Source organism: Gordonia sp. 135, from assembly GCF_009720185.1.
Taxonomy (GTDB): Bacteria; Actinomycetota; Actinomycetes; order Mycobacteriales; family Mycobacteriaceae; genus Gordonia; species Gordonia alkanivorans.
On the sequence record NZ_CP046257.1, the window covers coordinates 1,330,629 to 1,344,120 of the forward strand.

8 protein-coding genes and 3 rRNA genes are annotated in these 13,492 nt (G+C 61.6%); 6 read left to right on the forward strand and 5 right to left on the reverse strand.

What is annotated here, in order from left to right; genetic code table 11:
• Positions 1 to 20 precede the first annotated feature (20 nt).
• The 6 genes from GKZ92_RS06095 (at position 21) to rrf (ending at position 8,998) form a co-directional block, all read left to right on the forward strand.
• Positions 21 to 1,343, forward strand: coding sequence for a citrate synthase (locus GKZ92_RS06095; RefSeq protein WP_006361229.1), 1,323 nt, complete (start codon positions 21 to 23; stop codon positions 1,341 to 1,343).
• Positions 1,344 to 1,416: 73 nt separating this feature from the next.
• The gene (locus tag GKZ92_RS06100) at positions 1,417 to 1,785 is read left to right on the forward strand and encodes an FKBP-type peptidyl-prolyl cis-trans isomerase (protein WP_005198205.1); all 369 of its coding nucleotides are present in this window, start codon (positions 1,417 to 1,419) and stop codon (positions 1,783 to 1,785) included.
• 14 nt (positions 1,786 to 1,799) lie between these two features.
• Complete coding sequence (locus tag GKZ92_RS06105) at positions 1,800 to 3,086, forward strand: cryptochrome/photolyase family protein (RefSeq protein ID WP_035750968.1); 1,287 nt, start codon at positions 1,800 to 1,802, stop codon at positions 3,084 to 3,086.
• A gap of 564 nt (positions 3,087 to 3,650) precedes the next feature.
• Positions 3,651 to 5,173: ribosomal RNA gene (locus GKZ92_RS06110) — 16S ribosomal RNA — on the forward strand.
• A 462-nt stretch (positions 5,174 to 5,635) separates the two neighbouring features.
• A 23S ribosomal RNA gene (locus GKZ92_RS06115) occupies positions 5,636 to 8,770 on the forward strand.
• 111 nt (positions 8,771 to 8,881) lie between these two features.
• A 5S ribosomal RNA gene (rrf, locus tag GKZ92_RS06120) occupies positions 8,882 to 8,998 on the forward strand.
• The 16S, 23S and 5S rRNA genes sit together here, the layout of an rRNA operon.
• A gap of 207 nt (positions 8,999 to 9,205) precedes the next feature.
• Here the strand turns inward: rrf and GKZ92_RS06125 are convergent.
• From GKZ92_RS06125 to GKZ92_RS06145, 5 genes are all read right to left on the reverse strand, one after another.
• A complete protein-coding gene (locus GKZ92_RS06125) occupies positions 9,206 to 10,435 on the reverse strand; it encodes an ABC transporter permease (RefSeq protein WP_035754856.1) in 1,230 nt (409 codons plus the stop codon).
• Positions 10,432 to 11,328, reverse strand: a complete 897-nt coding sequence (locus tag GKZ92_RS06130) for an ABC transporter ATP-binding protein (protein ID WP_035754854.1) — start codon at positions 11,326 to 11,328, stop codon at positions 10,432 to 10,434. The genes GKZ92_RS06125 and GKZ92_RS06130 overlap by 4 nt, the downstream gene beginning before the upstream one ends.
• Entirely contained in the window at positions 11,325 to 11,945 is a 621-nt protein-coding gene (locus tag GKZ92_RS06135) for a hypothetical protein (RefSeq protein ID WP_035754851.1), read from the reverse strand. Before GKZ92_RS06135 ends, GKZ92_RS06130 begins: the two co-directional genes overlap by 4 nt.
• On the reverse strand, positions 11,942 to 12,256 hold the full coding sequence (locus GKZ92_RS06140; protein ID WP_006359706.1) for a helix-turn-helix transcriptional regulator: 315 nt from the start codon (positions 12,254 to 12,256) through the stop codon (positions 11,942 to 11,944). The genes GKZ92_RS06135 and GKZ92_RS06140 overlap by 4 nt, the downstream gene beginning before the upstream one ends.
• Positions 12,257 to 12,335: 79 nt before the next feature.
• Positions 12,336 to 13,472 carry an NAD(P)-binding domain-containing protein gene (locus GKZ92_RS06145; RefSeq protein ID WP_006359707.1) on the reverse strand — a complete coding sequence of 379 codons (1,137 nt, stop codon included), beginning with the start codon at positions 13,470 to 13,472 and terminating at the stop codon, positions 12,336 to 12,338.
• Positions 13,473 to 13,492: the final 20 nt, after the last annotated feature.

A 13,492-nucleotide genomic window follows, 5' to 3' on the forward strand; every position in this document is an offset into this window, starting at 1 on the left:
GATCTGAATAAGGGGTTCGTGTGTCTGCTGAAACAGTCCCAGCCGACCAGGCGTCCGACACGGCCTCAGCGACCTTCACCTACCCCGGTGGACAGCTGGAGCTCCCGATCCTGAAGGCCACCGAGGGCACCGACTCGGTCGCACTCGGCAAGCTCCTTGCCGAGACAAATCTGACCACCTTCGACGGTGGTTTCGTGAACACCGCGTCGACCAAGTCGGCCATCACCTACATCGACGGCGACGCCGGCATCCTGCGGTACCGCGGTATCCCGATCGACCAGCTCGCGGAGAAGTCGACCTTCATCGAGGTGAGCTACCTGCTCATCTACGGCGAGCTCCCGACCCCGTCGCAGCTCGAGGATTTCACCACCAAGATCCAGCGGCACACCCTGCTGCACGAGGATCTCAAGCGCTTCTTCGACGGCTTCCCCCGTAACGCGCACCCGATGCCGGTGCTGTCGAGTGCGGTCAACGCCCTCTCGGCGTACTACCAGGACTCGCTCGATCCCAAGGACGACGAGCAGGTCGAGCTGTCGACGATCCGGCTCCTGGCGAAGCTGCCGACCATCGCCGCCTACGCCTACAAGAAGTCGGCCGGCCAGCCGTTCCTGTACCCGGACAACTCGCTGAGCCTCGTCGAGAACTTCCTGCGCATGACCTTCGGCTTCCCGGCCGAGCCCTACGAGGTCAACCCGGATGTCGCGAAGGCCCTCGACATGCTGTTCATCCTGCATGCCGATCACGAGCAGAACTGTTCGACCTCGACGGTCCGGCTCGTCGGCTCGTCGCAGGCCAACCTGTTCACCTCGATCTCCGGTGGCATCAACGCCCTCTGGGGTCCGCTGCACGGTGGCGCCAACCAGGCGGTGCTCGAGATGCTCGACGCCATCCGCGCCGACGGTGGCGACACCAAGGACTTCATGAAGCGGGTGAAGAACAAGGAAGCCGGCGTCAAGCTGATGGGCTTCGGTCACCGCGTCTACAAGAATTACGATCCGCGCGCCGCGATCGTGAAGAAGACCGCCGACTCGATCCTCCAGACCCTCGGTGTCGAGGACGAGCTGCTCGACATCGCGAAGGGCCTCGAAGAGGTCGCGCTGTCCGACGACTACTTCATCGAGCGCAAGCTGTACCCGAACGTGGACTTCTACACGGGTGTCATCTACCGTGCGATGGGCTTCCCGACGCGGATGTTCACCGTCCTGTTTGCGCTTGGCCGCCTGCCGGGCTGGATCGCCCACTGGCGTGAGATGCACGAGGACCCGACCACCAAGATCGGCCGTCCGCGTCAGCTCTACACCGGCTATACCGAGCGCGACTACGTGCAGATGGGCGATCGCTGAGCGAACGCCCCGCCGGGTCGGGCCGCCGACCACCCGGAACCCCGACTGACCGCCCGACTCAAAGGAGAGTCCTGTGACCAGCACTGAGAAGCCCGAAGTCGAGTTCCAGGCGGGTCCTCCGCCGGCCGATCTCACCATCACCGACCTGATCGTCGGCGACGGCGCAGAGGCCGTCCGCGGGGGCGTGGTCGACGTCCACTACGTGGGTGTCGACTACGAGACCGGCGAAGAGTTCGACTCTTCGTGGGACCGCGGCCAGTCGGCCAACTTCCCGCTGGACCGGCTGATCCCGGGCTGGCAGGAGGGCATCCCCGGAATGAAGGTCGGCGGCCGTCGCCAGCTGACCGTTCCGCCGGAGCTGGCCTACGGACCGGCCGGCGCGGGGCACCGCCTCTCGGGACGGACCCTCGTGTTCGTCATCGATCTGCTCGGAGTGGGCTGACGTCCACCAACCTGGTGTGGCTCAGACGCGACCTGCGTCTGAGCGACCTACCAGCACTAGCCACAGCCAGAGGGACCGACGATTCGTCGGTCCTTCTGTGCTTTGTGGTGGATCCTCGGCTCGAGAGATCATCGGGCGAGAGACGACTCGCGTTCCTCTTCGATTCGCTCCGCGAGCTCGACGCCAAGCTCGACGGGAAGTTGCTCATCGTGCGGGGCCGCCCCGACGAGGAGATCCCGCGTCTGGCGAAAGCCGTGGACGCCGAGGCCGTCCACATCTCCGGGGACTTCACCCCCTTCGGCCGACGCCGCGACGAGGCCGTCGCCGAGGCGCTCGGCGACGTCCCACTGGAGGCCACCGGCTCGCCGTATCTGGTCTCACCGGGTCGGATCACCAAGGACGACGGCGAACCGTACAAGGTGTTCACCCCGTACTTCCGCCGGTGGCGTGAACACGGCTGGCGTCAACCAGCCGATTCCTCGATCCCGGGTTCTGCAGTCCTCGACCCGTCGGGGGTGAAGAAGTCCGGCCGGATCAAGACCCCGAAGGCGCCGACGACGCTGTCCTTCCCCGCCGGCGAGGACGCCGCCCTGGCCCGATGGGCAGAATTCGTCGACGACGATCTCGCCGATTACGACACCGGCCGCAACGACCCGGCTGCCGACGTGACCAGTCGGATGTCGGCGTACCTGAAGTACGGCAACATCCACCCGCGCACGCTCGCCGCCGACCTCGGCCGCTCTGCCGGCGGTCAGGCCTACCTTCGCGAGCTGGCGTTCCGCGACTTCTACGCCGATGTCCTCTTCCACTGGCCACACAGCCTGTGGCACAACTGGAATCGGCAGTTCGACGACATCGAGCTGGACACCGACGACGAGGCCTACGAACGCTTCGAGGCGTGGAAGGCCGGACGCACCGGCTTTCCTCTCGTCGACGCCGGTATGCGGCAGTTGGCTGAGACGGGCTGGATGCACAACCGGGTCCGCATGGTCACCGCGTCGTTCCTCGTGAAGGACCTCCACCTGCCGTGGTGGTGGGGTGCGGAATGGTTCCTCGAACAGCTCGTCGACGGCGACATGGCGTCGAACAACCACGGGTGGCAGTGGGCGGCCGGCACCGGAACCGACGCGGCGCCGTACTTCCGGGTGTTCAACCCGGAAGCGCAGGCCAAGAAGTTCGACCCCGAGGGGGAGTACGTCCGGCGTTGGGTAGGGGATGTCGACGCCGACGACTACCCGGAACCGATCGTCGACCACAAAGCCGAACGTGAGGAAGCACTGCGACGGTTCGGCCAGATCTGACCGCACAGAGAAGCCTCTGACCAGCCGATTTGTGTTGAGGGTAAACTGTGCGTAACTTATGTCGAGTCAGCGAGCCACGGCGCCGCCCCGGAGGACCTGAGAGGGTCTGACTGGTGGGGAGTGGAGACCGGGTTTTTCGTTGGCCGCCCCTGATCTTCTGGTTTGAGACTTGGTGTCTCGGGCTGGGTGTGTGGGGTTGCTGGACTGTCCTGGTGCGCGGATCTTCGGATTTTGCGGGCGGGGTTTGGGTCTGGTAGGGTGGAAGAGTTGCCCCGGAGACGGGGTGGCGGTGAACGTCAGAACGAAGTCTGCTGGTGAAAGCCCTTGTGGGGGTGAGTAGTTGGTGGGTGTGTGTTCTTTGAGAACTCGATAGTGTGATGATGAATTGTCTGATGCCATTTTGGCATCGTGCATTCTTTATGGATGTAGATGTTTGTTTTTTGTGTGGCGCTCGGCTTTGTCTGGGTGTCACATGTTTTGCTAGTTTTGGATTGGTCAGGTTTTGCTTTCCTGATTGTGTTGAAACGCTGGCGCCTTTGGGTGTTGGTTTTGTTTCGCTATTTTTTCATGGAGAGTTTGATCCTGGCTCAGGACGAACGCTGGCGGCGTGCTTAACACATGCAAGTCGAACGGAAAGGCCCAGCTTGCTGGGTACTCGAGTGGCGAACGGGTGAGTAACACGTGGGTGATCTGCCCTGAACTTTGGGATAAGCCTGGGAAACTGGGTCTAATACCGGATATGACCTTGGAGTGCATGCTCTGGGGTGGAAAGCTTTTGCGGTTCAGGATGGGCCCGCGGCCTATCAGCTTGTTGGTGGGGTAATGGCCTACCAAGGCGACGACGGGTAGCCGACCTGAGAGGGTGATCGGCCACACTGGGACTGAGACACGGCCCAGACTCCTACGGGAGGCAGCAGTGGGGAATATTGCACAATGGGCGCAAGCCTGATGCAGCGACGCCGCGTGAGGGATGACGGCCTTCGGGTTGTAAACCTCTTTCACCAGGGACGAAGCGCAAGTGACGGTACCTGGAGAAGAAGCACCGGCCAACTACGTGCCAGCAGCCGCGGTAATACGTAGGGTGCGAGCGTTGTCCGGAATTACTGGGCGTAAAGAGCTCGTAGGCGGTTTGTCGCGTCGTCTGTGAAATTCTGCAACTCAATTGTAGGCGTGCAGGCGATACGGGCAGACTTGAGTACTACAGGGGAGACTGGAATTCCTGGTGTAGCGGTGAAATGCGCAGATATCAGGAGGAACACCGGTGGCGAAGGCGGGTCTCTGGGTAGTAACTGACGCTGAGGAGCGAAAGCGTGGGTAGCGAACAGGATTAGATACCCTGGTAGTCCACGCCGTAAACGGTGGGTACTAGGTGTGGGGCTCATTTCACGAGTTCCGTGCCGTAGCTAACGCATTAAGTACCCCGCCTGGGGAGTACGGCCGCAAGGCTAAAACTCAAAGGAATTGACGGGGGCCCGCACAAGCGGCGGAGCATGTGGATTAATTCGATGCAACGCGAAGAACCTTACCTGGGTTTGACATACACCAGACGCATGTAGAGATACATGTTCCCTTGTGGTTGGTGTACAGGTGGTGCATGGCTGTCGTCAGCTCGTGTCGTGAGATGTTGGGTTAAGTCCCGCAACGAGCGCAACCCTTGTCCTGTATTGCCAGCGGGTTATGCCGGGGACTTGCAGGAGACTGCCGGGGTCAACTCGGAGGAAGGTGGGGATGACGTCAAGTCATCATGCCCCTTATGTCCAGGGCTTCACACATGCTACAATGGCTGGTACAGAGGGCTGCGATACCGTGAGGTGGAGCGAATCCCTTAAAGCCAGTCTCAGTTCGGATTGGGGTCTGCAACTCGACCCCATGAAGTCGGAGTCGCTAGTAATCGCAGATCAGCAACGCTGCGGTGAATACGTTCCCGGGCCTTGTACACACCGCCCGTCACGTCATGAAAGTCGGTAACACCCGAAGCCGGTGGCCTAACCCCTTGTGGGAGGGAGCTGTCGAAGGTGGGATCGGCGATTGGGACGAAGTCGTAACAAGGTAGCCGTACCGGAAGGTGCGGCTGGATCACCTCCTTTCTAAGGAGCACACAACATCACCCATTTCTGCCGGCGTATGTCTGTGCGGTGGGTGTGTGTTCGAGGGTGAAACATCAGACAGCCCCTGTTCGATGTTCTGTCACAGGACGGAATGTTGGGGGTACCGCTGGGCTGTGAGGCCGGCGGGTTCACGTCACACTATCGGGGTTCTGAGAGAACACGCGGCATGCCTTCGGGTGTGTGTCGGGTTGTCTCTGACCTAGCTGTTCGGTCAATCATGCTGGTGAGGTGTCCTGTGATGGGGCGCGGAGGTGTGGGCGGTCAGACGGTGTGTGTTGTTTGAGAAGTGCATAGTGGATGCGAGCATCTTTATTTCAAATCAATTGCTTCGACTCTTTGGGGTTGGAGTGCTTGGTCTGTGATTTAGCAGAAATTTGTTTGTTTTGTGATGTCTACATTCGATCCTCGTTCTTTTGGGGTGGGGGTGGTTTGTAGGTGTTGTTGTAAGTGTGTAAGGGCGTTCGGTGGATGCCTTGGTACCAGGAGCCGATGAAGGACGTGGTAGGCCGCGATAGTCCTCGGGGAGTTGTCAAACGAGCTGTGATCCGAGGGTGTCCGAATGGGGAAACCCAGCACGAGTGATGTCGTGTTACCCACCTCTGAATGTATAGGGGGTGTGGAGGGAACGTGGGGAAGTGAAACATCTCAGTACCCATAGGAAGAGAAAACAAAAGTGATTCCGTGAGTAGTGGCGAGCGAAAGCGGATGAGGCTAAACCATGCGCATGTGATACCGGGTAGGGGTTGTGTGTGTGGTGTTGTGGGGTTCATCTTCTTCCATCTACCTGTGGAAGCGTGAGTCAGAAAATCGTGTGTTAGGTGAAGTGGCCTGGAATGGTCTGCCGTAGACGGTGAGAGTCCGGTAGCTGAAAACACATGGTCTTGCGTGATGGGTGCCCAAGTAGCAGCGGGCTCGTGGAATCTGCTGTGAATCTGCCGGGACCACCCGGTAAGCCTGAATACTTCCTGGTGACCGATAGCGGACAAGTACCGTGAGGGAAAGGTGAAAAGTACCCCGGGAGGGGAGTGAAATAGTACCTGAAACCGGACGCTTACAATCCGTCAAAGCCTGTGCCTCTTCGGAGGGTGGGTGATGGCGTGCCTTTTGAAGAATGAGCCTGCGAGTTAGTGCTCGGTGGCGAGGTTAACCCGTGTGGGGTAGCCGTAGCGAAAGCGAGTCTGAATAGGGCGTTTGAGTCGCCGGGTCTAGACCCGAAGCGGAGTGATCTACCCATGGCCAGGGTGAAGCGACGGTAAGACGTCGTGGAGGCCCGAACCCACTTCAGTTGAAAATGGAGGGGATGAGTTGTGGGTAGGGGTGAAAGGCCAATCAAACTCCGTGATAGCTGGTTCTCCCCGAAATGCATTTAGGTGCAGCGTCACATGTTTCTTACCGGAGGTAGAGCTACTGGATGGCCGATGGGCCCCACAGGGTTACTGACGTCAGCCAAACTCCGAATGCCGGTAAGTGAGAGTGTGGCAGTGAGACTGCGGGCGATAAGGTTCGTAGTCGAGAGGGAAACAGCCCAGATCGCCGGCTAAGGCCCCTAAGCGTGTACTAAGTGGAAAAGGATGTGGGGTCGCGAAGACAACCAGGAGGTTGGCTTAGAAGCAGCCACCCTTGAAAGAGTGCGTAATAGCTCACTGGTCAAGTGATCCTGCGCCGACAATGTAGCGGGGCTCAAGTACACCGCCGAAGCCGCGGCACTCACACGTTAGCCCGTTGATGTTCTACGGAGTGTCAACCAGGTGTGTGGGTGGGTAGGGGAGCGTCCTGCATCCGTGGAAGCCACAGAGTGATCTAGTGGTGGAGGGTGTGGGAGTGAGAATGCAGGCATGAGTAGCGAAAGAAGAGTGAGAAACTCTTCCGCCGAATGACCAAGGGTTCCTGGGCCAGGCTAATCCGCCCAGGGTGAGTCGGGACCTAAGGCGAGGCCGACAGGCGTAGTCGATGGACAACGGGTTGATATTCCCGTACCCGTGTATCCGCGCCCATGCTGAATCAGTTGTACTAACCATCCAGATCCCCCAGGAGCACCTTCGGGTGCCGGGTGGGGTGATGCATGGGACCTTGGCTGGTAGTAGGCAAGCGATGGGGTGACGCAGGAAGGTAGTGGGGCCAGTCAGTGGTTGTACTGGTGTAAGCCTGTAGGGCGTGTTCTAGGCAAATCCGGAACACATATAGCCTGAGAGGTGATGCGTAGCCGTTGCGGCGAATTCCATGATCCTATGCTGCCGAGAAAAGCCTCTAGTGAGTTGGTACACGGCCCGTACCCCAAACCAACACAGGTGGTCAGGTAGAGAATACTAAGGCGATCGAGAGAACTGTGGTTAAGGAACTCGGCAAAATGCCCCCGTAACTTCGGGAGAAGGGGGACCCAGACCGGTGACGAGATTTACTCTCTGAGCGGGTGTGGGTCGCAGAGACCAGAGAGAAGCGACTGTTTACTAAAAACACAGGTCCGTGCGAAGTCGTAAGACGATGTATACGGACTGACGCCTGCCCGGTGCTGGAAGGTTAAGAGGACCGGTTAGTCACCTTTGGGTGGCGAAGCTGAGAATTTAAGCCCCAGTAAACGGCGGTGGTAACTATAACCATCCTAAGGTAGCGAAATTCCTTGTCGGGTAAGTTCCGACCTGCACGAATGGCGTAACGACTTCTCTGCTGTCTCAACCACAGACTCGGCGAAATTGCAGTACGAGTAAAGATGCTCGTTACGCGCGGCAGGACGAAAAGACCCCGGGACCTTCACTATAGCTTGGTATTGGTGTTCGGTTCGGTTTGTGTAGGATAGGTGGGAGACTGTGAAGTGGGCACGCCAGTGTTCATGGAGTCGTTGTTGAAATACCACTCTGATCGTATTGGACTTCTAACCTCGGACCCTGATCGGGTTCAGGGACAGTGCCTGGTGGGTAGTTTAACTGGGGCGGTTGCCTCCTAAAAAGTAACGGAGGCGCCCAAAGGTTCCCTCAGCCTGGTTGGCAATCAGGTGTTGAGTGTAAGTGCACAAGGGAGCTTGACTGTGAGACGTACATGTCGAGCAGGGACGAAAGTCGGGACTAGTGATCCGGCACCGGCAAGTGGAAGCGGTGTCGCTCAACGGATAAAAGGTACCCCGGGGATAACAGGCTGATCTTCCCCAAGAGTCCATATCGACGGGATGGTTTGGCACCTCGATGTCGGCTCGTCGCATCCTGGGGCTGGAGTAGGTCCCAAGGGTTGGGCTGTTCGCCCATTAAAGCGGCACGCGAGCTGGGTTTAGAACGTCGTGAGACAGTTCGGTCTCTATCCGCCGCGCGCGTAAGAAACTTGAGGAAACCTGTCCCTAGTACGAGAGGACCGGGACGGACGAACCTCTGGTGTGCCAGTTGTCCCGCCAGGGGCACTGCTGGTTAGCTACGTTCGGAAGGGATAACCGCTGAAAGCATCTAAGCGGGAAGCCTGTTCCAAGATGAGGTTTCTCACCCCCTTTTGCGGGGTTAAGGCCCCCTACAGACCATGGGGTTGATAGGCCAGAACTGTACGCACAGCAATGTGTTCAGGTGACTGGTACTAATCGGCCGAGGACTTACCAACAACACCCACAACATCACCAAACAACAGGTTTTGGTGTGTTCGCATCCACTATGCATCTTCTGAGACAACACACAACAAACAAACAAACCGTTGTGGATTGTTTCATAAAGTTACGGCGGCCATAGCGGAGGGGAAACGCCCGGCCCCATTCCGAACCCGGAAGCTAAGCCCTCCAGCGCCAATGGTACTGCACCTTAATCAGTGTGGGAGAGTAGGACACCGCCGAACACAACATCCCATTGTGGCCCTACACGAGTAATCGTGTAGGGCCACAATGCATTTCCGGGGCTGTCGCTGATAGAGGAAACCCACCGGTTTTCCGTACTTCCACCCCCTGACCGGGTGGTGGATCTACGGAAAAAGGGTGGGTGTGCGGCCGGCTCGGCCCACAGACATCTGTCGTCTCTCCGTCCGCTGCCTCTACGAAATCCCTTGTCAGCGAGCCAGCTTGAGCACCTCGCCCCAGCCCAGGCGGGAACCGGTACGGAGGATCGAGCGCTGATAGATACGTGCCGCGAGCCAGGTGGCGAGCGCGCAGACCGCAACCATGATCAGGAACGTGAGCACGATCTGGAGGGTGTTGGTGTCGCCGCTGGCGATCCGCATCGGCATCAGTGCCGCGCTGAACGGCGGAATCCAGCTGAGGGTCTTGATCAGCGTCGAATCGAGTGCCTGCACTCCGAAGATGCCGGCGTACATGACCGCCATGGCCAGAACAGTCAACGGGAACGACGCCGAGCTCAGTTCCTCCTGGCGCGACACGATCGCGCCGGTCGCGGCGTAGAGAGAGGCGAAGAAGAGGAAGCCGAGCACGAACCACGCAATGACGGCCGCGAACATCCCGACCGCTGCTCCGGGCAACGTGAGGATTCCGGTGGCGGTACCGGCGATCAGCGCCGTCGCACCGAGCAGCACGACCTGTGTGAGGGCGACCGCACCGATACCGATGATCTTGCCCCACAGCAGGTGCAGCGGCTTGATCGTCGCCAGCAGCAGTTCGACGACCCGCGAGGTCTTCTCCTCGACGACGCCGACGGCCACCATCGTGCCGCCCATCATGATCGCGGTGATCAACAGGATGACTCCGACGAGGGCGATGACAAGCCGCTCTCCCTCATCCGGGCGGGCAGGTTCGAGCTGCGTCACCGAGATGGCCATCGCGGGGAGGGACGCCGCGTCGACTCCGCGGGCAGCGAGTGCGTCGGTGAGGCCGGCCTGGGAGACGGCGGTCCGCATGGGGGCCTCGACAGCCGGGTCGGCGCCGTCCTTGGTCAGGATCACGTAGGACCCGGGGTTCTCACCCGGCACGAGTGCCGCCGCGACATCGCCGTCGGCGACCTTGGCGCGTGCCTGCTCGACGGTGTCCACGGTTTCGGTCGCGATGGACGTGCCGGCGGAGTCGCCGAGTTCGACGATCGACTCGCTGATCGCCGCCGGTTGTCCGACGACGGCGACCTTCTCGACGTCCTCGCCACCGGCGAGCAGGTTGATGACGATGGCGCCGACGATGATCACGACCATCAGGAGCACGGTGCTGACGACGAAGGACCGGGTCTTGGCTCGAGTGGTGATCTCGCGTTCGGCGACGAGCCGGATGGCCTGCGCAGCCGAGGCCTTGGGGGACGGGCTCGGTGTGGTGGTGGGGATGTCGTGCAGTGTGGTCATGCCGAAACGACCTCTCGGAACATGTCGGTGAGGGACGGGGTGGACGTCGTGAAGCGGTGGACCGGACCGTGATCGAGTGCCGCAGCCAGGATCTGCTGGTCGTCGACCACATCCGGGTCGACGAGGAGTCGTATGGTCTCGCCGTAGGCGGCCTCGCGGACGCCGGGCAGGGCGTCGGCCCACGCGACGTCGGCACGCGGTCCGGTGACCTCGAGGGTGATGCCGTCGCGGGAACGCAGTGCGTCGACCGTGCCCAGGGCACGCATTTCGCCGCGGGTGACGATGCCGACGCGGTCGCACAGTCGTTGCACGAGATCGAGCTGATGCGAGGAGAAGATCACCGGGATACCCTCGGCGGCCTTCTCCTTGAGTACGTCACTCATCACGTCGACGGCCACCGGGTCGAGCCCGGAGAACGGCTCGTCGAGCACCAGCACCTCGGGATCATGGACCAGCGCGGCCGCGAGCTGGACGCGCTGCTGGTTGCCGAGGCTGAGGTCGGCGACGTTGTCGTCGTACCGACTGCCGACGCCGAGGCGATCGGTCCAGCGCCGCACCGATTCCTCGGCCTCCGCGGTGTCCATGCCGTGGAGTTTCGCGAGGAAGGTGAGTTGTTCGCCGACCTTCATCTTCGGGTAGAGGCCGCGTTCCTCGGGCATGTAGCCGATACGACGACGCAGGTCGAGATCGATGGGTCGGTTGCCGAGCCGGACCTCGCCGGCGTCGGCGGAGAGGACTCCGAGAATGATGCGCATGGTGGTCGACTTGCCGGCGCCGTTGCTGCCGACGAAGCCGAAGATCTCTCCCGGGTCGACGTGAAAGGTCATGTCGCGCAATGCGACCAGATCCCCGTAGCGCTTGTTCAGGCCGTCCACGATGAGTGGTGCGTTCATGAGTCACGTCCCTTTCCGCCCGTGGCGGTGTCGGAGGGTGTCTGTCGGGGCTCGACCAGGTCTTCCGGGTCGGGATCGGCCATCCACCAGGCGATCAGCATGGTGGGCACGCAGATCGCGGTGAGGACCAGGGAGATCAGCAGGATGGCGCTCCCGTAGACCCACTGGCCGGGTACCTCGTCGCGCATGCTGATCGCGACGAGGACGAAGTACGGGATGAACATCACCGCGTAGAGCACGAAGAAGCCGAATGACCGCGCCGAATTACGTTGGGCCAGCTGGATCTCGTCGAGCGCCGACACCGGTGCGTCGGCGATGGAGCCGGTGACGATGCGCAGTGCGGTCTGGATGGTGATGACCGAGACCAACCCGATGCCGAACGGCAGCAGGAACCATCCCGACGAGTGGAAGGCCAGGTAGGAGCTGGCGATGATCAACGCCAGTGCGCAGAGCAGCGTGATGACCAGCCGCCGGTATGCGCGCTGGTTACGCCACGTGGTCAGGCGGTGGGCGTGCTTGGCGTTGAACTCCTCGTGCCGGCGCCCACGCCAGTTCTCGTAACGGCGCCAGATCGCGGGTTTGGCCTCCTCCGGGAACGCCGAGTTCGGGTCGTTCATCGATCACCTCCGGTGTCGTTGGTGGGTGAGCCGTTCGCGGCCGGACGCGTGTCGCGCCGGTAGAGCTCGGCGGACATGGCGCCGAACGGGGTTCGGCTGAACACGGCTTCGACGGGGAGGTCGAAGACGTCGCAGATGCGGAAGGCGAGGTCGAGGCTGGGGTAGTTGTCGCCCCGCTCGAGTGCGCCGACGGACTGGACGTTGATGCCGACTAGATTCGCGAGCTCGGCCCGCGACATCTGCCGTTCCGCACGCAGGACGCCGATGCGGTTGAAGATGGGGAGTTTTTCCCCACGGCGTATTGGACTCACCCCACCAAGTGTTAGGAAAACACAACAATCTGTCAATCCCCAATAACGGCGACGTGAGCGTCGTCGCGGCGGTGGCGGGTCAGTGAGCGGCGACTCCGAGCAGGTCAGCGGCCACTCTCGCGGCCTCGCGGCCCGCCCGGTTGGCCCCGATCGTCGATGCCGACGGCCCGTATCCGATCAGTTGAATCCGCGGATCGGCCTCGACGACCGTCGCGAGACGGCCGGTCATGGTGATGCCGCCACCCGGTGCGCGCAGCCGCAGCGGCGTCAGATGATCGAGCGAGCTGCGGAAGCCGGTGTTCCAGAAGATGACGTCGAGATCGAGGTGTTCACCGCCTTCCGGGCCGCAGTCCCAGCAGACGCCGGTCTCGGTGATGCGGGTGAACATCGGGCGCCACGACAGGATGCCGTCGCGCTGGGCGGCCGCGATCGCGGGTGTCAGGGCGAGTCCGGTCACCGAGACCACCGAGGTCGGGGGCAGCCCCGCGCGGACGCGGCGTTCGACCCGCGCCACGGCTTCGCGTCCCTGTTCGGGCGTAAACGGTTCGGTACTGAAGACCGGCTCGCGTCGAGAGCACCAGAACGTCTCGACGCCGGGCGCCTCGCGGGCGATCTCGATGAGCAACTGGATCGCCGAGATGCCGGCACCCACCACCAGGGCGCGTTTGCCGGCGAACTCCGCCGGGGTCTTGTAGTCGTGCGTGTGCAGTTGGCGGCCACGGAAATCCGCGGCGCCGGGGATGTGCGGGATGAACGGCCGGTCCCATGTGCCGGTGGCGTTGATGATGACGTTGGTGGTGAGGGTACGGCCGTCGGCCAACTCGACACGGAAACCCTCACCGTCCCGTCGAACCGCCCGCACGTGTACCGGCCGATGGACGTTGAGGCCGAACCTCTGCTCGTATCGGCCGAAGTAGTCCGGGACCGCGGTGGCGGCGGGGAGCCGGTCGCAGTCGAGTCCGAGTGCCTCGACGAGCCCCCACCCAGGCAGGTCGTGGACCCGATTGGCGGTGGCGAGGGTCAGCGTCGGCCAGCGGAACTGCCAGGCTCCGCCGGGGCCGGGCGCATGGTCGAGCATCTGATAGCGCTCCCCGAGGCCGAAGCGGTGCAGGAAGTAGGCCGACGACAGTGCTGCCTGCCCGCCGCCGATTATCAGGACGTCCGAGTGGCCCTCGACGTCGATCGGCGTGGCGCTGCTCGGCGTGGTGTTCGGCACGTCACCACCCTGTCACGAGT

Excerpts from the sequence above, each read along its gene's own strand:
- GKZ92_RS06130 (WP_035754854.1), bottom strand. The coding sequence starts at position 11,328 with ATGAACGCACCACTCATCGTGGACGGCCTGAACAAGCGCTACGGGGAT.
- GKZ92_RS06125 (WP_035754856.1), bottom strand. The coding sequence starts at position 10,435 with ATGACCACACTGCACGACATCCCCACCACCACACCGAGCCCGTCCCCC.
- GKZ92_RS06135 (WP_035754851.1), bottom strand. The coding sequence starts at position 11,945 with ATGAACGACCCGAACTCGGCGTTCCCGGAGGAGGCCAAACCCGCGATC.